The following is a 25,435-nucleotide window of genomic DNA, read 5'->3' as shown; positions in this document are numbered from 1 at the left end:
TGACCTAAGTGCAAGAGGTGTGTGGGACAAGGAGGGGCTGGAAGGTGATGGTGCTGGTGGGAGGGGGTGTGGGCTGGGAGTGGTGGGAGAAGTGGTGCAGGGGTCAGATGTGGGGGAGTTGGAAGGGTGATTACGTCAGCAGGGGTAGTTAGCATCCGAAAACATGGGCAAAGGAAGAACGAAATCAGGCAATTTGCAACGGGCTTTGGAGGCGCGGCGGGTGGCCACTGCCGAGCGCGAAGCACGCGAGAAGGCGATCCTGCACTCACTGAGCGAGTTTCTGGATGAGCTGGACAAGCTGGCGCATGCCGAAGCAGCGGCGATCAAGGAACAGGAGTCGGCGCGGGCGAAAGCGGCTGAGCAGATCGCCAAGATCGAGTCGGCGTTGAGTGAACGGATCGAGCGGATTCGTCTGAGCGCCGAGGAGAAGACGGTGCGGATCGGCCAGGCCGCCGGCGAGGCAGCGCGGGCGATGCGGGCCAACGGCGAAACGATCGCGAGCATCGCAGCCCAAAGCGGGCAGAGCCAGGCGCGGGTGCGAGAACTGTTGCGCCTGGCCGACAGTGAACACAGCACTGCCCGCGACCGCACGCCTGGTGGGGATCACCCTGAGGGTGCCGGTTCGGTCGATGTGGCCGCGACGGCTGGTGACGAGCCGGTGGGCGACGATGCTGGTGCGGTGGAGCCGGCCGCCGAGGCGTTGAGCGCCTGACGTGCGACCGATGAGTACCCATCCTCGGATGCGGCAGGGTCGTGACTTGATTGTTGACCCGGTCCGGCACGCCAATGAGATCGCGCGGTTCTTCGCGCACGTGGTGCGTGGGCCGGGTCGACAGGATTGTTGGTTGTGGACCGGAGCCATAGGATCAGATGGGTACGGGCGCTTCGCTTTGCGGCGCAACGGCTGGCGGCAGGTGGTGATGGTGCGGCCGCCGCGTTATGCGCTGGCGGCCGCACAGGCGGGGCAACCGCTACAGGGTGACGTGCGGGCGTTGCATGAGTGCGACGTGACATTGTGCGTGCGGGTGGTGACCGCCGAGGAGATCGGTGCCGGTGTGCGGCCGCACGTGATGGCGGGCACTCAGCAGGAAAACATGGAACAGATGGTCACGCGGGGCCGCGGTGGTGGCCGGCCGTCGGTGATTGCCCGCGGTGCTGGGCTTCGTGCTCGACGTGAGCGGGCGCTGGCCCTGCGGGAGGCGGTCCAGTCGGGGTGGGATTCAGCTGCGGTCGAGGCGGCGATGCTCGGGGAGCAGCCGCGGCTGTGGTGACCCGAGGGCGAAGGTGGACGGTTGCGAGCCGTCAGCGGAGCCCGGCCTGTCCTCTGGGGACGGGCCGGGAACCGCTTGTGCGCGTGTGGATGACCTCAGGCGGCGTCGAACAGGCTCATCTGTCCGGACGGTCGCACGGCCAGGACGCGCTCGCGCCAGGCCAGGGCGTAGGTGAGGCAGTTGTTGCAGGCGGCGTGGCGGTGGCCGGGCAGCGGAGCGCTGCGCCTGGCCTGGTAGCTCCAGGAAAGACTGTCTGCGCTTGTGATCCGATGGCCGTAGCGTTTCAGGCCGGTGACCTTGCAGCCGTAGGCATGCAACGGGATCTCCGGGTCGTGGCGTTGGATGGTGGAGAGGATGACGTCGATCTCGGCGGTGCCCTGACGGCGACAGATGGAGCCGACGCCGACGAGGAAGCACTGCGACAGGTCGACGCCGGCGTCGTAGTACATGTCGATGCAGCGACGATAATCGTCGGGCGTCCAGCCTTGCAGAACTGGGACCCATGGAACGTCGTACGCCGGGCCGGGCCAAAGGTCTTGCAGTTCCTGGAAGTTGGCGATGGTGCGGCGTTGGTGTTCACGCACGCTCAGCCCGGTGCGGGCCAGTTGCTCGGGCTCCGTCATCAGATCCTGAGGACTGGCCCACTCCAAGTTGCCGATTTCCTGGTCGTAGCGCCAGACGGCGGCGGTGTAGTCGCGGGCACTGGTGCGCCATTCGCCGAACATCGACAGTTCGGTGAAGCCACCGGAGTCCAACGCCCACCCGGTCAGTGCGCGCGGGAAGCTCTTGCGCGGGGCCAGGCGGCGATGAGAGATGAACAGCGGGACGTTGGCTTGACCGAGCCAACGCACCTCGCTGGTCCCGAGGTAGAAGCGTCTCACGGCGGCGGTCCTTTCGGCGGTGTGGGTGAGGTGGGGTTGGTGGACCCGGTGGGGGTGGGGGGAGCACCCCCACCGGGTGGCTTAGTGGGTCGTCGGGAGTGGTTCGCCGGTGAGGGTTTCCACGACCAGGCCGACGAGGTCGCGGGCGGCGGGCGGGGTGACGGCGTTGCCCGCAAGGCGCACCTGTTCGCGCCGTGTGCCGACCATCTGGTAATCGCCGGGGAAATCCATTGCGGCGGTGATCTCGCGCGGTTCCAGCATCCGGAAGAACACGTCGTTGATGTCGATGGCCGGCGGTGGGGCCGGTGCGGGGCGGCGGGTCAGCAGGCCGTGGCGTTCCAGGGTGGTGACCGTGGGAAGGGCCTCGGCGGCGGGCGTGGTGCCTCCGTTGCCGTAGTAGCTGGTGATCAGCGCGTGGTGGTTGCCGCTGGCGGTGACGGTGGCCAGTGGTTCGGCGACCGGTCGGGCGTCGCAGGAGCCGCCGCGCAGTTCGGCCACGAAGGCGGGGAACGCGATGCCGTCGTTTTCGCGGGTGGTGCGGGTGGGGATCGGCTCGCTGGTCGGCACTGCCTCGGTGCGCCAGGTGCCGCCGGTGGGGATCAGCAAGCCGGTCTCGTTGCGGGTGGTCATCGTCCGTGCGGGTTGATCGACGGGGGCGGCGGTCTTGCCGTCGCGGCCTTCGACGGGGACCAGCAGCGGTGCCCAGTAGCGTTCGATCCCGGCAGTGATGCGGGCCATCGTCTTGTCGGCCAGCGGGCGCTTGCGCTCACCGATGCGGGTGCCGGTCAGCGACCAGTCGATGATGTCGGCGGCAGGCCGGAACAGCGGCTCAACGATCTGGTTGCGGCAGGCGGTGTTACGGCAGCGATAGACATACTGGGAGCGGTACTTTCCCCACGGGGCGCGGTCGAGTCGCTTGAAGGTCTGCATCGCTTGCACGGGGCCGCACTCCGAGCATTCGGCGTAGGGCGAGACCAGCCGAGTGACGTCGGGACGCGCGTCGCCGGTGCGAGTGAAGATCGCATAGAAGCGGTCACGAGATTGCGGGGCGCCAGGGCCGTAGAGCTGAGCGTGCATACTATTTAGGTAGACGATCTGCCCGGTGTAGCCGATGGACTCCATCGCCATGAGCCACGCCTGGAACGGCGGCCAGAACACCACGTCGACGACGTTCTCCACGAAAACTGCGCGGTACTGGTGGTATTCGGCGAAGCGAACCACATCCCACATGGTTGCGCGCGAACGTTCGGCCGCCTCCTCGGGGAGGGTCTCGCCGAACAGGTCGGGCTGGGCGTCCTGACTGATGTAGGTTCTCACGGAACGTGGCGGAATCTCACCGTTGTTGGCGGAATGATGGCGGATCCGCCAGGTTCGTGAGACAAGAAACGAGACAGCGCAACCTGGAGCGATGCCGGACCGGTAGGCGGTTCCTGGCATCGTCTCGTTTCTCTAGATTTGAGACGGGCGGCGGCGAGGCGAGCATGGCGGGGTTTGGCAGGTCTGTTTATCTGGGGGAGGTGACTGCCGTTGGGGGTTGGTTTGTTGGCGCACGTTGTGGCCACCAGCTTGCTTCGCGGAGGAGTGTGGCGATGGCGGGCACGGTGAGGGTGCGTACGAGGAAGGTGTCGAGCAGTAGTCCGAAGCCGATGATGAGGCCGGCTTGGATCATGATGGCTACCGAGCCGACCATGAGGCCGAACATGCTGACGGCGAAGATCAGGCCGGCGGAGGTGATGACGGCGCCGGTGTTGGCGACGGTGCGCAGCACTCCGACGCGGATGTTGCTTCCGGATTCTTCGCGTAGTCGGGAGACCAGCAGCATGTTGTAGTCGGCGCCGACGGCGACGAGGATGATGAACGCCAATAGAGGTACCGGCCAAGCGATTTCGTGACCGAGGATCCACTGAAATACCAGGACGCCGAATCCGATCGAGGCGAGGTAGTTGAGCAGGACGGTGCCGAGCAGGTAGATCGGTGCCAGTAGTGCGCGTAGCAGCAGCACCAGGATGAGGCCGACAATGACGGTGGTGGCCAGCGCAAGTTGGAAGAAGTCTGCCCAGAGGAATCGTTGGATGTCGGAGTTGACGGCGGGGAAGCCGGCGACCGAGACGGTGGCCTCAGCCAGGGAGGTGTTGGGGCGCGCGGCGTTGGCGACGTCGGTGATCTGGTGGGCGAGGTTCATGGCCTCGACGCTGTAGGGGTCGTAGCTGGTTTCGATCATGAACCGTGCTGTTTTGCCGTCTGGTGAGAGGAATTGTTTCGCGACGTCGGTGAATTGGCGGTTCTCGAAGGCGTTGGCCGGCAGATAGAAACCGCTTGCTGAGTCGGAGTCCTGGGCGGCGCGTGCAGAGTTCTGGAGTTGGGTGGCGATCTGGCTCATCCCGGAGAGCATTTCGATGTTGCTGTCGGCTAGGGTGCGCACACCGGTGGCCAACGCTTGGGCTCCGGAGGCGAGTTGGCCGATCCCGTCTTGGAGGCGGCGCAGGTTGCTGGCCAGGTCAGCGGGGTTTCCCAGCGCCCCGAAAGCGTTGTCCAGCGAGGTGACGGCGTTTTGGACGGTGGTGAGGGTGCCGGCGACGGTGGCATTGCTGGCGGGGTTGTAGCGGTCGCCGAGGTCGGCGATTTGGGTGAAGAATCCGTTGTTGCGCAGGGTGGTCAGGATCTGTACTTGGTCGCGGATCTGGGCGCATTGGGGTGTGGTGGCACACCACGGCGAGGTGTTGAGGGCACCGACGAGCGGGTCCAAGGTGGTGATGGCGTGTTGTGCTTGGTCGGCCAGGGGGCGTAGGCCGGGGCCGGCTTGGATGGCCTGATCGACCGCAGGGGCGGTCGCTGAGAGTTGTTGCAGTAGTGGTCGGAACTGGTTGACCTGAGCGCCGGCGGATTGGGCTTGCGTGAGGATGCCCGCCAGGGGGGTCAGTGCGGTGCGCACGGTGGTGTCGAGTTGGGCCAGTCCGCCGGCGAGTTGATCGGCGCCGTCGGTGAGTTTGGTGAGGTCGTCGCGGCGAGCGTTACCGTCGGCGACCGCGCCGGCCATCTTGTCTCCTATTTGACCGTTTTGCCAGGCCAGTTGCGCTTGATCGAGGCGTTCCCCGGTGGGGCGGGTGACGCCGGAGACTTTGGTGACACCGGGAACCTGGGAGACGCGGGAGGCCATTTCGTCGAGGTCGGCCAGTCCTTTGCCGGTGCGCATGTCGGTGGGGTTCTCGACGACGAGGAATTCGGTGATGACGACGTCTTTGCGGAAGTGGCGGTCCAACAGTTGGTAGCCCTGGTTGCTGGCGGTGGTGGCGGGTTGGCCTTTGCGGTCGTCGTAGCTGATTTTGATGGTCGCGGCTACCGCTGACAGCGCGAGCAGGATGACGAGGCTGACGATCAGCAGTGGCACCGGACGGCGCACCACCGCGACGGCGACACTGTTCCAATAGCGGCGGGTGCGATCGGATTTGGGTTCACCGATGCCCCGTTTAGCTGCCAGTGCCAGCACGGGCGGTAGCAGGGTGACGGTGGCCAGGAAACCGAACAGGACCGCGATGGCGCATGCGGGGCCTAGGGCGGCGAACACGCTCAAGCGGGCGAACACCATGGCCAGGAAGGCCAGGGCCACGGTGGCGGCGGAGGCCAGGATGACGCGGCCGATGCTGGCGGTGGCGTGGATGATGGCCTGCTCGGCCGGTACCTGGGCGCGGCGCTGCTCGTGGTAGCGGCTGATCAGGAACACGGTGTAGTCGGTGCCGGCGCCGAGCAGGATCGCGGTCATGAACGCGACGGTGAATTGTGAGACCGGCATGCCCATCTCGCCCAGCGCGGACAGGACGCCGCGCCCGACGGCCAAGCTCAGCCCGATCACCAGCAGCGGCAGCAGCGCGGTGAACACCGACCGGTAGACGATCAGCAGGATCAGCGCGATCATGGCGGCGGTGGCGATCGAGATCAACAGCAGATCATGCTCGGCGGCGGCGATCATGTCACTGAACGTCGCCGGCGGCCCGGTCACCTGCGCGGTGGTGGACGAACCGGCGAACACTTCTGCGGTGATGTCCCGCACCGCCTGGACGGACTCCGCAGCGGTCGGGTCACCCAGCGTGCCGCTCACTCCCACCGGCAGATACCACGATGTGCCGTCGGCGCTGACAGCCTGGGCTCGGGTGACCGGATCGGCCAGCAGATCCTGCACCAGTAACACGTGCTCGCTGTCTGCGCGCAGTCGTTCCAGAAGGCGGTCGTAGCGCTGTTGGGTCGCCGGGGTCAGACCGGCGGGGTCTTCCATGGCCACGAACAGCATGGTTTTCGACCCCTGCTCGTTGAAGGCGGTACTCAGCCGCTCCACCGTTTGCAGCGACGGGGCGTCGCGCGGAATCAAATCCACCGACTGCTGGCGCACCACCGTTTCCAGCTGCGGGAACAGCAGCGCCAAGACGATCGCGGCGCCGATCCACACCCCGATGGTCAAGGCTTTGTGCCGCACAGTGAATCGTCCCAACGCTGCGAGCCGAGCGCTGTATTCACGGCTGGACGCGGGATCGACGGGAGTCTCGCGCCGGGCAGCGCGGGCCGGTGTTACCGAAGAGCCTGCCGTGCGGTCGGCCACCGAACCCCCTAAACGATCAACGATACTATTGGTATCGCTACGCTACATTATGTAGCGAATATCGGATAGTCGATGGGGTCTGCAGCCAGCGGTGGCTTATCGGTTCACGATGTTGGCGTCGTCGCTTTCGGGGATGTCGTGTCGGACCACGCGGACACGCCCGTGCGGCAGACAGGCCATGTAGCCGTGCCGCTTGCCGTACAGCTCCCACGCGGTGAACTGCTCGTCGGGGTCGACGTCGATGCGGTGACCACGGGAGAAGCCCAGGTGCAACCCCCCGTCGTCACCGGACCAGGCCTGGGTGCACACTGCGCCGGCCAGGTTCAGCAGCGGGCGCTCGTAGACCGAGATCTGCAAGGGATTGATGAGGACTGCCTCGGCGGGAAAGCGATCTGCTGCGGGCAGAGTGAGCAGCAGGGGGCGCGAGATGACGACTTCGTTGTAGTCGTCCAGGTCGAGTACCAAGCCGTCGCGCACCGAAACCCGTTGCACGACACAATCTTCGATCCACTGGGTGTACATGGCGTTCTCCTTCGACGCATCATCGAGTCGCACCCCTAAGGGTACGGCAGGTATCGCTGCGATACTAGGAGTATCGTTACGGTTCCTCGGAGTGCGCGGCGGCGCTGTCGAGTAGCCGATGAACGGCCCGGTCGATGCGGTCACGGGTCTCCTCGGCGGACACCCGCCCGCTGATGAAGGCGAGCAGGTTGGCCAGCCAGATGTCGGAGATGAGGCCGGCGACAACCAGATGTGTCGGTGTCGGCTCGCCCGCGCTGAGGGTGCGGGCCAGCAGCGTGTGGATCGTTGCGGCGGCAGAATCAAGTTCCGCGGCGGCGCGGGTGTCGGCCGCGGCGAAAGCCCGGGTCATGGCGTCGGTCAGCAGCGGCTCGCGCTGCCACCGGCCGTGCAGGTGGCTGGTCAGTCGCTCCAATCGCTGCCGCGGTGTGCCGGCACCGGTTGTCCAGGTCCCGGCGACGTCGAGACGCTGAAATTCTCGACTCAGCGCCGCGACCAGCAGATGGGTTTTGGCCGGGAAATAGCGGTACAGCGTGCCCACGGCCATGCCGACGTGCTCGGCGACCGTCCGCATGTGCACCGCGTCGTAACCGCCGGTGGTAGCTATAGCCAGGGCGGCATCCATGATGGCCTCGCGACGACGGGCCGAGACGCGCGAACGCGGCACCCCGGCTGCGTGAACCTGATCGGCAACCGAATACTCCTCGTCGAGCCCGGTGGGCGTGTCGCTCGCTCGGGCGCTGGCGACGGTCATGGTGTGTGATCGCCGCCGCGGCGCGAGAACTGCTCGAGGATCTCCCCAAAACCGCTGATATCGCCGTGGGCGGCGAAATGTGCGGTATCAACCACGATGAATACGGCCGTCGCGGTGAACCGGGTGGCCCCTTCGCAGGTGCCGGTCGCCGCGACGTGCAACGCCCGACCCTCGCGGGCGCTGATGTGCGCGGTGATCCGGTGGGGCCGGTGCAGCGGTACTGGTTGCAGATACTCCACCGTCAGACTGCGCGTCACCGCAGGCGTGCCGGCGATCCACAGCGTGAAGCCCAGCACGTCATCGCAGGCCGCGGCGACGGCCCCACCGTGCGCCAGGCCGGGGGCTCCGATGTGGCGCTCGTCGAATGTGACATCGGCATACACCGAATCCGCACTGCGGTAGACCTCCACATGCAGGCCGTGCGGATTGTCCGGACCACACCCCATACAGGTCGGGGTATGAGAAGGCAGCCGTTCCGACGGCACCGCACGATCTGACACAGAAACGCTCCCGCTACTTCAAGTTTCGCTGCGCTACTGGTAGTACCACAACTGCTAGACTTCCCGGTGCGACATCGCCGAAATCGACCGCCGAGGTGACCCGTGAGCGACAGCAATCAGCCCTCCCTGCCCGATGATGACGACATCGATCCGCGGCGGATCCGGTCACGGAATCGACTATTGGATGCTGCGGCAACACTGTTGAGCACCGGAGGCGTCGAGGCCGTCACTATCGATGCCGTCACCAAAGCATCCAAGGTGGCCCGCACCACCCTTTATCGGCATTTTCAGAGCTCGTCGCATCTGCTTGCCGCCACCTTCGAGCGGCTACTACCGCAGGTAAGCACACCAGCACCGACCAGCGGTTCCTTACGCGAACAACTGATCGAGCTGCTCAGCCGCCAAGCCGCCCTGTTCAACGACGCCCCGCTGCACGTCACCACCCTGGCATGGCTCTCACTCGGCCCCACCGGCGCCAAAGAAGAGACCGACAACAGTCACGCATCCGGGGCACTGCGGGCCCGCGTCGTCGACCAGTACCGCCAACCGTTCGACGCCATCCTCACCAGCTCGAAAGCCCACACCGAACTCGGCAACATCGACCGCGACCTCGCAATTTGCCAACTCGTCGGACCCCTCGCATTCGCACGCATGACCGGCCTGCGCACCATCACGCGCGACGACTGCACAACCCTCATCGACAACTTCCTCGCAACCCACCGCAGAGCCGCCACCCCCGCAGACGTACGCGAAGTCGTTTGAACGGACCCAGGGTGACATCGCCGGCGGAAGCTCACGACGACGCGTCAAACCACGAGATCTGAGACAAGTAATGATTCGACTCGAATTTCTAGAAAAGAGACAGCACCAATCGAACGATGCGCCGTGCCACTTGGACCGCGTTGTAGGTAATGAAGCGGTTCGTGAGACAAACGGCAAGGCGTCGACAGTGAGACGATCTGGATAGCCGCAGTTCAGAGCGTCAAGCGCATGCAGCGAAAAGTGAGAACCTACACTGACGCTTCTTGCCCTGAGCGACGCTGTGCTTGGTGCAGCTGGGGCTGGCCCACAGCAGATCAGTGTTGGGGAAGTAGCGCGGGTCGATCTGCGACAGGTCGGCCTGGATGTGGTCGGCGTCGGGGTGGTTCAGGCTGTGTGTCTCGATGGCCTTGTCCCAGTGGTTGGCACCGACACGGACGGCGACGTTGCCGAAACTTACTGCGCCGGTGGAGCTTCCTCCGGCTCCGCAGAACAGGTCGGTGAGGGTGAAGGTCATGGCTCGAGCCTTTCGTGCTGAGGGTTGCGGGGGTGGTGTGGTCGGAGTCTGAACGGGGGAGCGTCGGCGGCGTTGGGGGTGCCGGGACGGCGGCGGGGCATCGCGACGGTGCAGGCGTAGCTCCAGCGGGCGGCGATGCGCTCGGCCGGGGTCAGGGCCTCCCATTCGGCCTGGGCCTCGGCGTCGGCGATGGCGCCTTCGCAGTAGCCGCACAGGACGCCGAGCATGAACAGCGAGTAGCTGATTCCGCCGGAGCTTTCGCGAATCGAATGGCAAGTGCAGGTGTGCATTTCGGGTGATCCCCCTCCGTTGTGGTTGTCTTTAGTCTACCACTTTGGTAGTGCATAGACAACCACCTTTAGCCCGGGGCGACGACACCGTCGCTGCGGTGCGTGTCGTCCTCGGGCCGGGTGGGGGTGGGCTCTGGTGAGGGCGGGTGTGGTTAGTCCAGTGGTGCGAACAGGTCGAGTTGGGCTCCGGCCTCGGCAAGTCCGAGCGCTCGATTCAGCAGCGTCTGCGACCAGGTGCGCAGCTGGCGGTCACGCCGGTAGTGCTCGTCGTGTTCAGCAGCGCTGGGGTGGTAGCGAGTGCAGGGGCCGGCGTGAGAGTTTCGCGGGGTGTCGGCGTAGGGGCAGTAGCACCACTGCCAGGTGCGCGCGGCCTCGGCTTGTTGGGCGGCCTCAAGCTCGCGAATCTCTGTCTGCATTGCCAGCGGTAGGTTGCGTCCGAAATTGCGTACCTGCGTGGCGGTCACGGCGCAGCGGACCTGATCGGTGCCGAGGCCGGGGCTGGTGAACTTCTGGCCGGAGGTCCAGTAGCTGGTCATCCACTCCGGGGCGCCGTCCAGGGCTGTCTGCATCGAGGCGCCGCCGCTGCGAGCCAGCAGGGCCGCCATCGCGCTGTCGTCGATCATCGCCGCGAGCAACATGCTTCCCGAGGAGCAGCCGACCAGCGCCAGCAGGTGGCGCTGGTCGGGGCTCAGAGTCGGCCGCATGAGGGCACCTGCTTGGCTACCTGGCGGATGACGGCATCGGCACGGTCGGGGCGGTTGCCCGTCCAGTGCTGGCTTCCGGCGATCACCACGGGCACGCTGCGGTAGCCGAGGTCGGTGAGCAGCGCGGCTGCGGCGGTGTCAACGCTGACGTCGATGGTCTTCACTGGCACGCCAGCGTTGGCGAACTGGCGGGCGGTGGCCCGGCACTGCACGCAGCCGGGCTTGGTGTAGAGGGTGATCGCCGGCTCGGCGTCACCGCGGGCAGCGTCGGGGGTCTCTGGCTCGACGGTGAACACGGCCACGGAGCGGTTGAGCGAGACCAGGCACGCGTCATAGCGGTCCAGGCCGCGATCGTGGCGCCATTCCAGCGGCAGTCCGCCGGTGTTGCGGGCGTAGAATTCGGCGGCCGCGATCGCGGACTCCGGGTTTGGATGCTGCTCGGACTTGAGGCCGTACTCGGTCTTGATGGTGCAGATCCACATCGGTTCATTCCTTCCAGTGCCGGAGGATTGCAGGACTGCGGCGTTCATGGCCGCGGGCCCCGTTCGAGGTCGCCTTCGGTGTAGGTGAAGGTGTTGCCCTGGCTGTCGCGCATCGCGTACCAGTAGTTGGCCTTGGACCACACCGTGGTCCAGTCGTTGCGCTCCCAGCGCAGGACGTGCCACAGATCGCGGTCAGCGCCGCCGGGGTGAAATGCCACCCCGGACTGGGGTCGGTAGTGGCCGTTGAGCAGCTCGATCAACGTTTCGACGGTGTCGGCCTGGGCGGCGATGGCGGCCAGGACCGCGTGGTAGTGATCCCAGTACTTGCCGGGCAGCAGCGTCTGAGCACATTCGGAGCAGACCTGGTTGAGGATCTCAACGCTGGGAATCGGCGCGGGGAGAATGTCGCTGGTGATCGCCGCGCGGTCGTGGCCGCCCTCACGGGCCACCACGTCGAGGACGTGTTCGGTGTCGTCGTACTCGGCACCCGGTTCGGTGATCGGCAGAACCGCGTGCTGCGTACACGACGGGCAGAGAATCGCTTCACGGTGGCGGTAGGCGAAAACCGTTGGGGCGTTGGTGAATTGAAGATTCGACACGGGGCGCTCCTCTCGAGGGGTGATGTCTATACACTACCACATATCGGTAGTGTATAGGCTCCCAGTTGGGGTGTTCGTTTGTTGAGTTCGCTTGCGGCTGCGTGCCGTTCGTCCGAGAGGCCGAGGCGGTGGCAGAGGTGGCAGAGGGCCCGGTGAGAGTTCCTGGGTCAGAGGTGGTTTCGCCGTGTCCAGGCGTCTTTTTCCCACCCGAAGACAGGACCATCCGCTGCGTTGCTGGTGTGCGGTGGGGATCGCAGGCAATGCCTGAGTGCAGCGTCGCCGCCCTCTGTTGTGCGTGCAGCGGGTGGAGGTGACCGTGGGGGTTTACGTCGGGCGCGAGACCGGCGTATACCTGCCGGGCAGCGGCTCGTAGTCGGGAAGGCCGGCGGGTGCTCGGAGCGGGACTAGCTGTTGTGACCTGACACGTTGTTGTCAGGCGGCGAGTCGGCTGATGGGTGGGTGTCCGCCGAGGGCGGAGTGGCCTCGTTGAGTGTTGTAGCGGTGTAGGAATCGGTCAAGTCCTCGTTTTCGTAGGCTGTTGGATGTCCAGGGGCGGGCGTAGGCCCATTCGTTGAGCAGGGTGCGGTTGAAGCGTTCGGCTTTGCCGTTGGTCCAGGGGCAGCCGGGTTTGATGAACCGGCGTTTGAGTCCCCAGGCCGTGCACACCCAGCCCCAGTTGGTGCCGTGTCGGTAGACCATGGCGTTGTCGGTCAGCAGCCGACGCACCCGCACACCGTGGCTGGCGAACCATTCCAACGCTCGGTGCAAGAATCCCGCGCAGGTCAGGTCTTTCTCGTCGGTGAGTACCTCGCTGTAGGCCAGCCGGGTGTGGTCGTCGATGGCGGTGTGCACGTAGTCGTAGCCGATGCGGGTCTTCTTGTGCCGGTTGGCCACTGACACCGCGGCGTCGCGGCCGTGCAGGCGCCACCCGCCGCCTTTGGGGATGCGGCCCAGCTTCTTGACGTCGACGTGGACCATTGATCCTGGGGTGCGGTGCTCGTAGCGGTTGGGGCTGCGCCGCGACGAGCGCACCGGCTCACCGGTGATCGGGTCGATTGCACTCAAATGCGGTACCTGGTGACGCGCCAGGATCCGTCCCACCGTCGAGGCGTGCATCCCAAGTTCAGCAGCCAGCATGACTGCGCCACGCTTGCGGCGTCGCCGCGCGGCGAGCACCTTCTTCTCGACTCGGTCGCTGGTGCGCCGGGGCATCCGGTGCGGACGCGAGGACCGGTCAGCGAGGGCTTCGTCACCACCTTCGGCGTATCGGCGCAGCCACTTGTAGACCGTGGCCCGCGAAATTCCCAGTTGTTCAGCAACCTGCGCGGGCGGCCAGCCGGCCGCGACACGCTCCACGATCAAGCGACGTGCGAACAGGTTGGTACGGGCGTTAGCGTGAGACACGAGGACCTCCTACGGGTGAATGCCAGACACATCCACTCCGTCAGGAGGTCCTCCCCATTTCAAGCAGGCGCGCCGTCAACAACCTCTCAGGTCACGACAACAGCCGGAGGTGGTACGTGATGGGCCGGAGGTCCGGCGGAGTCGGGTCAGTCGTAGAGGTTGGCGCGGCGATCGGCGCAGTCGCCGCAGTAGCCGTCGTAGCCTTCGCCGTCGTTGAGGGGATTGGTGCAGTCCTCGGTGTCGCAGTGGTCGCAGTTGGGGCACAGGCGGCCTGGGCCGGTCAAGGGGAGGTCGCACAGGTCGCAGAATTCGGTGTCGGGCCAGGCGCGGTGGCGGGCGGCGGGGGCCTCGGGGTGGTCGAGGTCGGTGAGCACGGTGGCGATGGTGCGCAGTTCCTCGGGGGTCAGTGTGCGGTTGCGGGGGTCGTTGGTGGTGCCGAGGTACCAGGCGGTGCGGTCCGACCAGATCCGGACGTAGGGGCCGGCGGCAGCGGCGTGTTCGGCAGCGCTGCGGGTGGGGTGGGTGTCGATGGTGTCTCCGGCGGTGTTGATCACCGCCCAGCGACGGGAGTCGATTTTGCGGATGGTCCAGTCAGCAGGGGGGTGGGCGAAGTGATAGCGGACGCTGTCGGCGAATCGGTCGATGCTGGTGGTCATGGCGGGGTCGGTTCCTTCCCTTGGCGGTGATGGGGCGTGTGCGGGGGCGAGATCAGGTGCGTCTGATGTGCCAGCCGCAAGCGGTGGGCACGATCTGGGTCAGTGGGTAGGTGATCGGCGGCAGGTTCGTGTACTGCCAGTGGACGATGGCTGCGTGGTCGGTGACGGCGTGGACGGTGCCGGTGATGCGTCCGGTGCCGGGGTGGATCGCGGCGATGAGGTCGCCGGCGCGGGGTTGCGATGGGCCGGTGTAGGCCAGCGTGGCGGGGTCTTCGCCGGTCAGGGCGCAGCGAGCAGCGGTGTCGGGCACGAATCGGGCGACCAGTTCGTCGGCCAGGTCGATGACGGCTTGTCGGCTGGTGGTGCACATCGACTCGGGGTGGGCGGCTCTGACCTCGGCGTCGGCCTCGGTCTCGTAGAGGTCGTCGCGGGCGAAGAAGTAGGCGCAGAGCAGTTCGCGCAGGGTGTCGTCGGGGATGGTCGGCAGGGGGAGGGTGGGGGTGGTCATGGCTGGGTTCCTCTGGGCGTCAGGCGGCGTTGATGTAGGCGTGGTCGGTGAACAGTGCGGCTGGGCTGGTGGCCACGGCGCGGCCGGTGGCGGCCAGGTAGAACTCGGGACGTTCATGCGGGCGGTAGACCAGGCGGGCGGGGTGGTCGAGGGTGATGTCGGCCAGGCGGCCGGTCACCCAGGCGTGGACCTCGCGGGCCGCACCGGCGGCGATGCGGGCCTGAGCGGCTCGCCCGACGTGCATTGCACAGTCGAGCAGTCCGACGCGGTCGGCGTGGGCGACGATCTTGCCCTTGTGGGGGCCGTCGAGGGCTTTGATCGACCAGGCGCCCTTGTGCAGGTTCTTGTACACCGCCACGCGGCGGCTGGCGTAGGGATCGCGGCCCTGCACGGGGTGAATGGTGTTGGTGCTCATGGTCGGCTCCTGACTGGTGGCGGTGCTCATGACCCGATGGGGTGCAGTTCGGCAAGGTCGAGGAAGGCTCCCTGTTCACCGGCGGCGGCCTCGGCGATGATGTCGGCCATGGACAGGTCGGCGCGGAAGCGGTGCCCGGTCTGGGTTTCGACTGCGGCGTAGCGGCGGGCCAGTTCGGGGTTCAGCCGGGCTGAGCACACCAGGTCCGCGCGGCTGGCCAGCACGCAAAATCGGCAGGACAGTCGGGACATGCCTTCCAGGTAGGCGGGGTGCGGGCGGGTGCCGGCAGAGCGGACCCGCTGCCAGACCTGGGTGGTCGACAGTTCGTGGATGGGGTACCAGTCATCGACGCGGCGGCGGCCGTTGGAGGCTGAGGGATTCGGGGCGTAGGGCTGGCGGCGGGCGCGGGCGCTGCTCTCCTCGGCGCGCAGCCCCATGACGTTGAGCAGATGCACCGGCCGGCCCACCACCTGGTCGCTGTCGCGCAGTTCTGCGACGAGTTTGGTCATCACTTTGCGGATCGGTCCGCGCTTGAAATCTGAAGTGCACCAACGTTGTTGGCTGCTCGGCCACATGCCGCGCTGCTGGACGTGATCGAGGATGGTGTACAGGGCTCCGTCGCGTTCACGGCGGGCCAGCTCAAAGCGCAGTCCGTAGTGGGCGGCGTGTTCGGCGGCCAGTTCCGGCACGCCGTCCCACTCCGCTTCCCCGAGGTCGGCGTGCACCACCACGACCCGGTCGAGGGCGCCAGCCTGTGAGGCTGCCTCGGCTACGACGTCGAGGGCAGCTTGCGAGTCCTTCCCGGCGCTGGAGGACACCAAAATCCAGTCATAGGAACGCAAGTCGGGGCTGTCGCCTGCGGTGACGGTTCCTCGGTCAGTGGTCGCGCTGGTGGCCATCGCCCCTCCTAAGTGGTTGTTTTTAGTCTACCACTAATGGTGGTGTTTAGACAACCACTTCGGGGCGGGGGTGGGACGCGGGTCTCAGCCCGCGTGTCATATTCTCAGCGGGTTTGTCATGCGGCTGTCGTTTGTCTCAGCGGTTTGTCGTCTGGATTCGTCGCGACGAGGAGCAGAAGCCGTCACCGGGCCTTCAACGCAGACCTGGGCGCTGGCACTCCGGGCGTAGTTCGTTCCCGAAGGGGCGTCGGCAGCACCAGCGCGGGGCGGGGGCGACGCCAGCGGGCGCCTACGTGCATCCTCGCCCCCACCAGGTGGGCGCAACGGTTGCTTGCGCGACTGGGTGCGCCCGGCGGCAGCGCACGTCGAGGCGCGGGGCGCTGCGGGCCGGGCGCGGCTGCTAGCAGTCGTGCGGCTGGTCCTGGTCGGGGTTCTGCGCAGCCAGGTCAACGAGGTGGTGCTGGCCTGTTGTGGTGTCGGTGACAGTGAAGACAGTGGCCGTGGTCTGGGGCCGGGTTTGGGCGTCGCGGGCGAACTGGGCGGCCTCGACCGGGGTTGTCGCATCGAGTGCGTCGATCTGCCAGGTGACGGTATAGCGGCATTCCGGGGTGGCGAATTGGCCCCGCTGGGGGCGTTCTTCGATCTGGTGGAATGTCCATCCCAGTGCGACAAGATGGTAGAGGCCGTCGGCGTCTGGAACCAGCGTGACGGCGTCGGTGTGGCGTCCGGCGGGGTCGCGGTCGGCGACGGTGGCGATGGTTCCGTCGAACTCCAGGGTCAGGCGTTGCCCGAGGGGATCTTCGTTGGCGATCAGGGCGCACAGGGTGGCGCGGCTGACGATGGGTGTGGCCCATCCGTTCCAGGGGATGTCGAATCCCGCCGCGGGGTAGGTGTGCAGCCCGGCGTCGAGAGCAAAGGTGCCGGCAGTGGTCATGGGTGGTCTCCTTATCGGTGGTGATGTGAGGCTCTGGCGGGGGTCGCTGGGCTAGCCGTCGCTGCGGCGGCCGTTGTGGTGAATGGCCAGCAGTCCGGCCTCGGTGGGCCAGTAGCTGCCTTCCTCCGGCGTGGCCGCTGCGGGGCGGCCGTCGTGGATGCAGGTGTCGTTGAGGTTGACTCGGACGGGTCCGACGTTGGCGTCGGTGTCGATCTGGATGACCGTGACACCGTCGGCGGCGACGTACTCAGTGGCGCGAGCCGGGCGGGCCCGGCCGTTGAGGGTCGCCAACACGTCCACGGTGTCGGCCAGCGCTTCGCCGAGGGCGTGCAGGTCAGCGCTGAGGGTTTCGACCGCCCGGCTCAGGACGCGGACATCTAGGACGCCGAGGTCGGCGCGAAGGTCATGGGCCAGAACGAGGGTGGCCCTGGCTTCGTTGAGCTTCTCGCTGGCAGTGGCTACGGCTGCGCGTGCACTGTCGAAGGTGTAGTTGCGGCGCAGTGCGCTCAGGTAGGCCGCTCGGGGGTTGCCGCTGTCGTCGCCATAAGTCATTGGGTCGACCTTCTTCCTCGTGCTCGCCGGGCACCGCCTCACCTCGAGGCCGGTTGTCTTTAGCCTACCAGTTTGGTAGTCTAGAGACAACAGCATCTGATCGATGGGGGGGACAGCATGAGCCGCACGGCCACAACGGAATTGGAGATCCCAGGCATCGTCTCCGGTGAGCACCGCCCGAAAGTTGTGGTCAGTTACGGCCTTGGGCTTGACTCCACTTGCTTGCTGCTGCGGTGGCTGACCGAACCGGAGACTCGGGATTTCGACCTGGCCGACATGGTGGTGCTGACGGCCATGACGGGTGACGAATTCCGTTCCACCTCTAGGGATGTCGAGACGTACATCCTCCCATTGTTCAGGCGGTTCGGTGTTCGCTACATCCAATGTGCCCGCTCTGAGCGCACTCCGACCGCGAACGGCAACGGGGTTGTGGTGCTTGACGATTCGACCTGTCCGCAGAAGTTGTACAGCGACGGCGCGTATCGCCTTTCTACCGAAATGCTTTCTGCTGGAACGGTTCCGCAGCTCGGCGGCAAGCGTGCCTGCTCGATCCACGCCAAGGGCTGGGCACTGGATCCGGTCATCAAGAAAATCACCGATGGTCAACCCTACCGGCACGTGATCGGGTTCGAAGCCGGCGAGCAACGCCGCGCCGCCAAGGACCAACTATTCAATACCGAGCGGCGGCGAGGCTGGTACCCGCTGATCGAGGCCGGGATGGATCGTCAGGCGTGCGCGGACTACGTGTTCACCAAGCTGGGCGTGTCCTGGTCGAAATCCTGCTGCTCATACTGTGTTTTCGCGTTGAGCACCTCCTCGGGACGGGCCAACATGGTCGAGCGCTACCGCCAGGAGCCACAGGCCGGAGCGCAGGCCATGCTCATCGAAGCGACATCGCGGCGGCTCAATGAACGCCAAACCCTGATCGCCGGTGGGAGCGTGGCGCAGATGATCACCGAAGCCGGTCTGGTGGAGGTCGAGGTCGCCTTTCGAGAGATGTTCGATGCCGCGGAGTTCGCTGTCTACGAGGTTCGCCGGGTGACACCTCCGGGGCGGGAGGGCCGGCGGGGGATCACCGCGCGGTCGGTGCGGCGGCTGGCGCGCGGGACGCGAGCCGAGATGGATGCCCACCTGAGCGGACTGCCCGGCCGCCGTGAGGTCGGCGCGGATCACATCGTGCGGCACCACCTTGCGGTGGCCGACAACTGCGAACATTTCTTCGTCGTGGCTCCCGCTGTCGTCGACGACAAGCAACGTCCGGCGTTTGAGACTCACTGGGCTCAGGCCAATGGAGCCGCACTGTTCTAGCCCGGCCCGGCCCGCCCGGCCAGTCCCTGTCCGTGCGTCGTTGTACGGCAGGCAAGCACCACTGTGACTGAGCACAACTGGCGAACCCGCGGGCCGGGCCTGCGTGCAATCAGACCCCTTCACGCACGACCCGATCTGCGGGGGCGGTCGGACCGGCCACGGGCGCGTCGCGCTACCTGTTCCGACACCGCCCGGTCTGGGGAACCCGCACCGTGGCCCACTGCGGGGTGGAGCGGGATGTGACGGGTGACCTGCACCGCGGCGAGCCGGGCACCGCAACGACTGCCGGTGCCGGTGTCACGACATCGTGACGTGGCGGGCAGCTAATATGCTGCCATGCCGGTGGGGGTGGGAGAGCACTTTGCTGGGTACCGCATTGTGCGGCCGCTCGGGTCCGGTGGGATGGGGGAGGTCTACCTCGCCGAGCACCCTCGGTTGCCACGGTATGACGCGCTCAAGTTGCTGCGAGCCGACATCTCGATGGACTCCAGCTACCAGGTCCGGTTCGCGCGCGAAGCGGATCTTGCGGCCAGCTTGTGGCATCCGCATATCGTCAGTGTCCTCGATCGCGGGGAAGCCGACGGCCGGCTGTGGATCGCGATGTGCTACGTCGATGGGCTCAACGCCGGCGAACTGCTGGCACAACGGTATCCCGGTGGGATGCCGACCGACCTGGCGCTGCGGATCATCGGTGCCGTGGGGGAGGCCCTTGATTATGCGCACAGCAAGGGGCTGCTGCACCGCGACGTCAAGCCGGCCAACATCATGGTGTCGCACCCGGATTCGCGGGGCGAATCGCAGGTCATGCTGGCCGACTTCGGCATTGCCCGCAGCCTCGACGACGTCAGCGGCTTGACCACAACGAACATGACCGTCGGCACCGTCGCCTACGCGGCACCCGAGCAACTGCTGGGCCAGGACGCCGACGGCCGCGCCGACCAGTACGCACTCGCTGCCACCGCCTACCACCTACTGACCGGGACTCAGCTGTTCCCGTTCGCCAATCCCGCTGTCGTGATCAGCAGCCACCTCTCCAGTGCGCCTCCCCGCCTGGCTGACACGCGTCCCGACCTGGCTTCGCTGGACTGGCCCCTAGCTGTGGCGCTGGCGAAGAAGCCCGCAGACCGCTTCGCCAGCTGTCGCGACTTCACCCAGGCACTGATCCAGCACGCCGGCCCCCAGATCTCACCGGCCGCACCCACCCAGTCGGCCTCGCTCCCACCGCCGAGCACCTTCGCCCCTGCGCCTTCCGCGCGGCGCGGGCGCCGCATGGCCAGGGTGGCAGGGTTGGCGGCCGCGGCCACCCTGGCTGTGGCCGGGGTGACGGTACTGGCCATCGAGCAACCCTGGGAATCGAGTTCCCCACCCTCCAGCGAGAGTGTCAGCCCTGACGTATCCGTCGCGGAGACTGCACCCGCGCCCAATACCGGTCCGCTGACCGGAACCTACGCGGCGGACTTCGGCCCAGAGACACACATCACCACAGGTGAGGTCTTCGATCCCAAGCGTCGGCAGGGCACACTGGAGATCCGTTCAGCGTGCTCCCCGTCGGGGTGCACCGCGATTGCCGAAGCCGTCGCCGGCCCCACCCTCAATTCCAGTCTTGTTTTCGATGATGTTGGCGGGCAGTGGATTGCGGTGGGGACCGTGCCGACGAGTTCGGCGGCGATCACGCCCGCGCTGCGCGATGATTGTCGTGACCGCGAGTTCGCCCCGGAAACCTGGGAAGTCATCACACTGACACCTCACGACGATGGCACCCTGGCCGGTGAGTACCGGGTGATCAACGGCAGCAACTGCAGCACGTCCTCGACGGTGGCGCTGACCCGTGTCGCTGATACCGACGTCGCGGCCATCGCTGATCCCGCCGCGTTGCCCGCCCGCCAGCCTGTTCCAGCAGAGGGGTTTCGTGGCCGCTACACCATGACGCAGACGCTCTTGAACGGTGCCGGTGGCTCCGTCGAAGTGGACTTCCGAACGTATTGTCTTCGGGCACAGGCGCGGTGCGTAAGTTTGGGGGTGCTTCAGCCGCTCGACGGAAGGGGCGGGGTCTATACCTTCGCCGACGGCCGGTGGACGAGCCGGTTTGAGGGGAACCCGCCGTGCATCGTCGACGACGTTCCAGCACCGCTGAAGCGCAGCGAGGAATTCGACTTGCCTCGGCCGGCGCCGAATCCGATCCCGGTCATTGAGGGCCGCGGCCAGGAGGAGGTCTTGGACGGAAGCTGCGTCAAGCCGCTCACTCCGTACCGGCTCAAGATGGAGCGCACCGGCGACTAGCGTGCTGAGCCCGCGGCGTTCATCCGGTGCGTAGAAGGTCGGTGACGCGCCACTGCACCGCGGCCCAGTCTTCGTCACTGAGGGCGTCGATCGCGGGGGACCAGCCGGTGTCGGCGTCGAGGTGGTAGCGCAGCTCGGTGAAACAGGCAACGGGGCTGACGGCGCCGTCTGCGACCAGGGTGCTGATCTGGGAGACAATCTCGCGCGCATAGCCGTCGATGCGCATCCAGTGCTCCACGGGCTGGCCGGTCTCGCGGTGGACGTCGATGTGCCGCACGGTGTCGCGGCCGACGAAGGTCTTGCCGTTGGTGTAGCGGACCCGCGCCAGCGGTTGGTGGTCGGAGGGCGACACGGCATCGAAGGGTTTGACCGTCGCGATGTACAGCTGGCCGCTGGCGGGTGCATCAGGGGGGTGGTTGTAGTCGAACGGATTCATTGCCCTGCGCCTTCCCGTCGAGGTGTGCGGGTCTGCGGCGATCTATACCAGCTGGGTCCGACAAGCACGGCCACGGTGATGGTCGCGGGCAGCCCGAGCGCAGCCATGCTGTTAGGTCCCTTTGGTCAGCGCCTCGACGGTGGTGTCGAGGGCTTCTGCGATCTTGGCCAGGACGATCACAGTGGGGGCTCGGGTGCCTTGTTCGACTTGGCGGATCCAGATGCGGTCGACGTCGGCATTTTCTGCCAGTGCCCGCTGCGACAGCCGCAGGTCTTCCCGGCGTGCGACGATGTTGGCTCCGATGATCGGGAGAATGCGTTCACCGACGGCGGCGTTGCGACGTTCAAGTTCAAGTTTCCTGGCGGACTTGGCGTCCGTCGTGGTGTCGGACTTGGCGGCCGGCATGGTTCGGTCCCTTCGTTGCCCGGTAGACCTGTAGTGCATAGTCTACCTGAAAGTGGATGGCTAAAAACATCCGAATGACGTGCGAAACGGTGGGACCCGCGCGTATGCTCGAACGTAAGCCATCGGGGGCGTCGTGATGAGACATAAGCGTATTGTGCTGCTGGCAGCGACAATTCTGGTCGCAGGTTGTGGTGGTGACGGTCCAAGCGGATCACTGCCCGGCTTTCCTAGCGCGGCGGAGGTGGTTGAATCCGCTATCGCAGGGACAGGATGTGTCGATTCGGCCGGATCCAATTCCACCCCAGAGCAAATCGCGGACGCCTGGCTGTCGATTCGGCTGCCAAGTCCGTACACCGGTGATCTGCGAACCCAAGATGAAGACCACCTCGCCATGAGCGGACCGGAAGAATTCTTGCCGTCGAAGAACCGCGACTACTTAATCTCTACATTCTACGACCGCGTGCCGAACGGCGGGGACTCTGCATTTGCCTCCGCCGTGTGTGACCTCGAAAAGGGGTGGGCGGATGCCTACATATGGGACCACGGGATCACTACTGATGCGGCAGCCGAAATCATGGCCAAGACACCACACTTCATCCGAGGCCTAGGTGTTCTTCACGGGTAGGTTGTGAACGCGTAGGCGCTCGATTGGTGTCATTCCGCCGATGCCGGTGTGGGGTCGGTGGTGATTGTAGTGATGCAGCCAGTGCTGGTAGGTTCCGGCGCGTTCGGCCTCAGAGCGGTAGGTCTGCGCATAGGCCCATTCGGTGGTCAGGGTGCGGTTGAATCGCTCGACTTTGCCGTTGGTCTGTGGCCGGTAGGGCCGGGTCCTCTTGTGGGTGATGTCGGGGCCGAGCGCTTCAGCGAAATTCTTTGACCGGTAACAGGATCCATTGTCGGTCAACACTCGTTTGACGGTGATGCCGTGGTCGGCGAAGAACGCGTTGGCGCGTTTCCAGAATCCCGCGGCGGTTTCTTTGCGTTCGTCGGTGAGGTCCTCGGAGTAGGCCAGCCGGGAGTGGTCATCAACGGCGTGGTGCAAGAACGTGTATCCCATGCCGCAGCGGTTGCGCCGGCCGGCTTGGCGACCCAGCTTGCGATGGCCGCCCCCGTCGGGGATGCGGCCCAGTTTCTTGACGTCGACATGGACCAAGTCGCCGGGAGCCGGGTGCTCATAGCGGCGGGGTTTGGGCCGGCGTACCGGTAACCCGGTGTTTTGGTCCAGGTGCCGCAGCAATGGCATCCGGTAGCGGCGCAGCACCGCCTCAACGGTCGAGCGTGGCAGGTGCAGGTAAGCGGCGATGCGATGTGGGCCCCAGCGCCGGGTGAAGCGCAGGTTGACGATGCGCCGCTCACGTCGTTTCGGCAACCGCAACGGACTGCGATGCGGCCGGCTGGGCCGGTCTACCATCGCTGCTTCGCCACCGTCGCGATAACGGTCGGCCCATTTCTTGGCTGTGGCCACCGAACATTGGAACCGCTCAGCCGCGCGCCGCAAACTCCAGCCCTGATCAACAACCGCCTGCGCAAGCCGCAACCGCCCACGAGGAGTCAACGAAGCATTAGCGTGGACCATGAGGACCTCTCGGTAATCGGATGTGCGTGTTTGGTAACCACACCGATACCGGAGGTCCTCACCTACTTCCGCTCACCACGCCGTTCACAACCTGTCTGGGAGTTACACCTAGGCCGCCACGTTTGTTGGGCGATGCCCGGCGGCGGCGCTAACAACACAATAGCGCCAATCACACTAAGCGCTCGGGCTAGGAGCATCGAGGACATCAGATCAAATCCCAAGAAATGGAAAAGTCAAGTAATTGCCACAGCCGATTCCGTATACGATGGCATCGCGATAGAAAGTCCTGCGTCAAGGCAAGCGTTCGAATCTCATCAGGCAACGCGGCGAAACGAGATGAATAATACCCCTCCTGAAGCGTTTGTCACCGCCGCAGAGCAATACTACAAACTGCTAGTTGCAGCCCACACGCATCAATGCCCGGAATTGAATGCGGAATAGAACAGAGACAGTAACCGCTCAGCCGGAGGGCATGGCTCGCCGCGGTTGGAGTCCAGGATGAGATAGTCAGAGAATGACCAACGGAGGTGGCGAGGCCTGGAGCGCCCAGCCTCCCGAGACAATCGCCAATGCCGAGCGTGTCCCCTTGCAGCGCAACCACCTGAGTTAGGACATCGATCGGGGATCTGAGGGGTCTTATCGCTGTGACCTGGGGTTTCGTGTGGTGATTTGGGGCACTAGGGGCACTAACGGGGTAGGTTCGGGCGGTGGCGTACGTGCGGAAGGTGCGCACTTCCTCCGGTGCGGTGGCGGTGCAGGTGGCCCGCAAGAACCAGGGCAAACACGAGATCCTGGCTCATCTGGGGTCCGCCCATACCGACGTTGAGCTGGGGGTTCTGCTGGAGCAGGCCCGCCGGATCGCCGATGGTGATCAACAGGGTCTGGATCTGGAGGTAGCCCGCAAGGTCGCCCGTGTCGGCGAGGTCGCCGACTGGCGGCCCGCCGATGAGACCGTGGCGCCGGCGTCGGCCGGCCCGGGTCACATCACGGGCACCTCCTCGCGGTTACTGCGTGAGGTCCTCGGGCACGTGTATGACTGGCTCGGATTCGATGTGGTCGATGACGCGGTGTTCCGGGATCTGGTGAGCGCCCGGATCGTGGAGCCGACCAGCAAGCTCGACTCGATCCGGGTGCTCGAAGACTTGGGCGCTACGACGGTGTCGTATCGGACCATCCAGCGCCATCTGGACGTGATCGGCCCGGGTGGGTATCGGGATGCGATCGCCGCGAAAAGTGCAGTTGAGTCCCGCATAGTGGTGTAGCGCGGTTGCTGGGTTCGTCATCGTGTTGGTGATGGACGTGAAGCGGCCACCGCGTGATCCTTCGAGTCAACCTTCCACAGAATCCTCGAGGAGCATCACGATGACCGCACCCCACATTGTCGACCCTGCCGGCCTTCTTGGCGAGGCCCTGTCAGAAGCGTCACCGGATCTGATGCGCTCGCTGTTGCAGACCGTGATCAACGCCCTGCTGTCGGCGGATGCTGATGCCGTGGTGGGCGCTGAATGGGGCCAGCCCACACCGGGACGCCGTGCCCAGCGCAACGGGTACCGCCACCGCGGACTGGACACCCGGGTCGGGACCATCGATGTCGCGGTTCCCAAGCTGCGCAAGGGAACCTACTTTCCCGACTGGCTGCTGGAGCGACGCAAGCGGGCCGAATCCGCCTTGATCACCGTGGTCGCCGACTGCTACCTGGCCGGGGTGAGCACGCGGCGGATGGACAAACTGGTCAAGACGCTGGGCATCGATTCGCTGAGCAAATCGCAGGTCAGCCGCATGGCCACCGACCTCGACGACCACGTCGAACAGTTCCGCCACCGACCACTCGATTCTGCCGGCCCGTTCACCTTCGTCGCCGCTGATGCGTTGACGATGAAGGTCCGCGAAGGCGGCCGGGTCGTCAACGCGGTGGTGCTTTTGGCCACCGGCGTCAACGGTGACGGACACCGCGAAGTCCTGGGCATGCGCGTGGTCACCAGCGAGACCGGCCCCGCCTGGAACGAGTTCTTCGCCGACCTGGTCGCCCGCGGACTGGCCGGCGCACGACTGGTCACCAGCGACGCCCACGCCGGCCTACGCGAGGCCATCGCGGCCAACCTGCCCGGCGCAGCCTGGCAGCGGTGTCGCACCCACTACGCGGCCAACCTGATGAGCATCTGCCCCAAGAGCATGTGGGAGCAATGATCAGAACC

Annotated in this window: 25 protein-coding genes and 3 pseudogenes; 7 read left to right on the top strand and 21 right to left on the bottom strand. The window is 65.9% G+C overall.

Features of this window, described 5'->3' with window-relative positions:
• The first annotated feature begins 163 nt into the window (after positions 1 to 163).
• Entirely contained in the window at positions 164 to 712 is a 549-nt protein-coding gene (locus KXD98_RS27715; protein ID WP_260765571.1) for a hypothetical protein, read from the top strand.
• A gap of 10 nt (positions 713 to 722) precedes the next feature.
• Positions 723 to 1,271, top strand: a complete 549-nt coding sequence (locus KXD98_RS27710) for a hypothetical protein (protein WP_396883460.1) — start codon at positions 723 to 725, stop codon at positions 1,269 to 1,271.
• A 95-nt stretch (positions 1,272 to 1,366) separates the two neighbouring features.
• Here the strand turns inward: KXD98_RS27710 and KXD98_RS27705 are convergent, their stop codons facing one another.
• From KXD98_RS27705 to KXD98_RS27680, 6 genes are all read right to left on the bottom strand, one after another.
• A complete protein-coding gene (locus KXD98_RS27705; RefSeq protein WP_236442157.1) occupies positions 1,367 to 2,152 on the bottom strand; it encodes a hypothetical protein in 786 nt (261 codons plus the stop codon).
• Between the two features lie 81 nt (positions 2,153 to 2,233).
• On the bottom strand, positions 2,234 to 3,469 hold the full coding sequence (locus tag KXD98_RS27700) for a DNA cytosine methyltransferase (protein WP_236442159.1): 1,236 nt from the start codon (positions 3,467 to 3,469) through the stop codon (positions 2,234 to 2,236).
• Positions 3,470 to 3,656: 187 nt separating this feature from the next.
• The gene (locus KXD98_RS27695; protein ID WP_069404055.1) at positions 3,657 to 6,743 is read right to left on the bottom strand and encodes an RND family transporter; all 3,087 of its coding nucleotides are present in this window, start codon (positions 6,741 to 6,743) and stop codon (positions 3,657 to 3,659) included.
• 96 nt (positions 6,744 to 6,839) lie between these two features.
• Positions 6,840 to 7,265, bottom strand: coding sequence for a DUF6188 family protein (locus tag KXD98_RS27690; protein WP_069404066.1), 426 nt, complete (start codon positions 7,263 to 7,265; stop codon positions 6,840 to 6,842).
• 76 nt (positions 7,266 to 7,341) lie between these two features.
• A complete protein-coding gene (locus tag KXD98_RS27685; RefSeq protein ID WP_069404054.1) occupies positions 7,342 to 8,016 on the bottom strand; it encodes a TetR family transcriptional regulator in 675 nt (224 codons plus the stop codon).
• Positions 8,013 to 8,462, bottom strand: coding sequence for a PaaI family thioesterase (locus tag KXD98_RS27680; protein ID WP_051562215.1), 450 nt, complete (start codon positions 8,460 to 8,462; stop codon positions 8,013 to 8,015). The genes KXD98_RS27685 and KXD98_RS27680 overlap by 4 nt, the downstream gene beginning before the upstream one ends.
• A gap of 156 nt (positions 8,463 to 8,618) precedes the next feature.
• Here KXD98_RS27680 and KXD98_RS27675 point away from each other — a divergent pair, with 156 nt between their 5' ends.
• Positions 8,619 to 9,278 (top strand): TetR/AcrR family transcriptional regulator, encoded by a 660-nt coding sequence (locus KXD98_RS27675; RefSeq protein ID WP_069404053.1) that lies wholly within the window; start codon positions 8,619 to 8,621, stop codon positions 9,276 to 9,278.
• Positions 9,279 to 9,534: 256 nt separating this feature from the next.
• Here KXD98_RS27675 and KXD98_RS27670 read toward each other — a convergent pair.
• The 12 genes and pseudogenes from KXD98_RS27670 to KXD98_RS27615 all read right to left on the bottom strand — a co-directional run.
• Positions 9,535 to 9,792 (bottom strand): annotated as a pseudogene (locus tag KXD98_RS27670) (DNA cytosine methyltransferase); the annotation flags it as partial.
• Positions 9,789 to 10,082, bottom strand: a complete 294-nt coding sequence (locus KXD98_RS27665; protein ID WP_236442163.1) for a hypothetical protein — start codon at positions 10,080 to 10,082, stop codon at positions 9,789 to 9,791. The gene KXD98_RS27665 and the pseudogene KXD98_RS27670, both read right to left, overlap by 4 nt.
• A 152-nt stretch (positions 10,083 to 10,234) precedes the next feature.
• Positions 10,235 to 10,786 (bottom strand): hypothetical protein, encoded by a 552-nt coding sequence (locus KXD98_RS27660; protein WP_236442165.1) that lies wholly within the window; start codon positions 10,784 to 10,786, stop codon positions 10,235 to 10,237.
• Positions 10,771 to 11,268 carry a glutaredoxin family protein gene (locus tag KXD98_RS28465; RefSeq protein WP_084222946.1) on the bottom strand — a complete coding sequence of 166 codons (498 nt, stop codon included), beginning with the start codon at positions 11,266 to 11,268 and terminating at the stop codon, positions 10,771 to 10,773. Before KXD98_RS28465 ends, KXD98_RS27660 begins: the two co-directional genes overlap by 16 nt.
• 44 nt (positions 11,269 to 11,312) lie before the next feature.
• Positions 11,313 to 11,867 (bottom strand): hypothetical protein, encoded by a 555-nt coding sequence (locus KXD98_RS27650; protein ID WP_236442167.1) that lies wholly within the window; start codon positions 11,865 to 11,867, stop codon positions 11,313 to 11,315.
• A gap of 432 nt (positions 11,868 to 12,299) precedes the next feature.
• On the bottom strand, positions 12,300 to 13,271 hold the full coding sequence (locus KXD98_RS27645; RefSeq protein ID WP_064898557.1) for an IS481 family transposase: 972 nt from the start codon (positions 13,269 to 13,271) through the stop codon (positions 12,300 to 12,302).
• Between the two features lie 146 nt (positions 13,272 to 13,417).
• Complete coding sequence (locus KXD98_RS27640; protein ID WP_236442197.1) at positions 13,418 to 13,927, bottom strand: hypothetical protein; 510 nt, start codon at positions 13,925 to 13,927, stop codon at positions 13,418 to 13,420.
• 52 nt (positions 13,928 to 13,979) lie between these two features.
• Complete coding sequence (locus KXD98_RS27635; RefSeq protein WP_236442195.1) at positions 13,980 to 14,435, bottom strand: hypothetical protein; 456 nt, start codon at positions 14,433 to 14,435, stop codon at positions 13,980 to 13,982.
• Positions 14,436 to 14,454: 19 nt separating this feature from the next.
• Complete coding sequence (locus tag KXD98_RS27630; RefSeq protein ID WP_131815058.1) at positions 14,455 to 14,850, bottom strand: hypothetical protein; 396 nt, start codon at positions 14,848 to 14,850, stop codon at positions 14,455 to 14,457.
• Between the two features lie 26 nt (positions 14,851 to 14,876).
• Positions 14,877 to 15,749, bottom strand: a complete 873-nt coding sequence (locus KXD98_RS27625; protein ID WP_069404045.1) for a phosphoadenosine phosphosulfate reductase family protein — start codon at positions 15,747 to 15,749, stop codon at positions 14,877 to 14,879.
• Between the two features lie 400 nt (positions 15,750 to 16,149).
• Positions 16,150 to 16,683, bottom strand: coding sequence for a hypothetical protein (locus KXD98_RS27620; RefSeq protein WP_064896561.1), 534 nt, complete (start codon positions 16,681 to 16,683; stop codon positions 16,150 to 16,152).
• A 51-nt stretch (positions 16,684 to 16,734) separates the two neighbouring features.
• Complete coding sequence (locus tag KXD98_RS27615; protein WP_064896559.1) at positions 16,735 to 17,235, bottom strand: hypothetical protein; 501 nt, start codon at positions 17,233 to 17,235, stop codon at positions 16,735 to 16,737.
• 117 nt (positions 17,236 to 17,352) lie between these two features.
• Between KXD98_RS27615 and KXD98_RS27610 the strand changes: the two genes are divergently transcribed.
• Positions 17,353 to 18,543 carry a hypothetical protein gene (locus KXD98_RS27610; protein WP_081281804.1) on the top strand — a complete coding sequence of 397 codons (1,191 nt, stop codon included), beginning with the start codon at positions 17,353 to 17,355 and terminating at the stop codon, positions 18,541 to 18,543.
• Between the two features lie 336 nt (positions 18,544 to 18,879).
• Positions 18,880 to 20,823 carry a serine/threonine-protein kinase gene (locus KXD98_RS27605; RefSeq protein WP_081281805.1) on the top strand — a complete coding sequence of 648 codons (1,944 nt, stop codon included), beginning with the start codon at positions 18,880 to 18,882 and terminating at the stop codon, positions 20,821 to 20,823.
• A gap of 19 nt (positions 20,824 to 20,842) precedes the next feature.
• Here KXD98_RS27605 and KXD98_RS27600 read toward each other — a convergent pair whose 3' ends face one another.
• The 3 genes from KXD98_RS27600 to KXD98_RS27590 form a co-directional block, all read right to left on the bottom strand.
• Positions 20,843 to 21,259, bottom strand: coding sequence for a hypothetical protein (locus tag KXD98_RS27600; RefSeq protein WP_064896555.1), 417 nt, complete (start codon positions 21,257 to 21,259; stop codon positions 20,843 to 20,845).
• Positions 21,260 to 21,370: 111 nt separating this feature from the next.
• On the bottom strand, positions 21,371 to 21,664 hold the full coding sequence (locus KXD98_RS27595) for a helix-turn-helix domain-containing protein (protein ID WP_064896553.1): 294 nt from the start codon (positions 21,662 to 21,664) through the stop codon (positions 21,371 to 21,373).
• A 604-nt stretch (positions 21,665 to 22,268) separates the two neighbouring features.
• On the bottom strand, positions 22,269 to 23,240 hold the full coding sequence (locus KXD98_RS27590; protein WP_043988055.1) for an IS481 family transposase: 972 nt from the start codon (positions 23,238 to 23,240) through the stop codon (positions 22,269 to 22,271).
• Positions 23,241 to 23,947: 707 nt separating this feature from the next.
• Here KXD98_RS27590 and KXD98_RS27585 point away from each other — a divergent pair.
• Positions 23,948 to 24,472: pseudogene (locus KXD98_RS27585) on the top strand (IS1634 family transposase); the annotation flags it as partial.
• A 130-nt stretch (positions 24,473 to 24,602) separates the two neighbouring features.
• Positions 24,603 to 25,418: pseudogene (locus tag KXD98_RS27580) on the top strand (IS256-like element IS1601 family transposase); the annotation flags it as partial.
• Positions 25,419 to 25,435 lie beyond the last annotated feature (17 nt).

It is taken from the genome of Mycobacterium sp. SMC-4, from assembly GCF_025263265.1.
Classification (GTDB): domain Bacteria; phylum Actinomycetota; class Actinomycetes; order Mycobacteriales; family Mycobacteriaceae; genus Mycobacterium.
The sequence above is the reverse complement of the archived record's forward strand: the minus strand, read 5'-3'. Positions and strand labels throughout refer to the sequence as shown.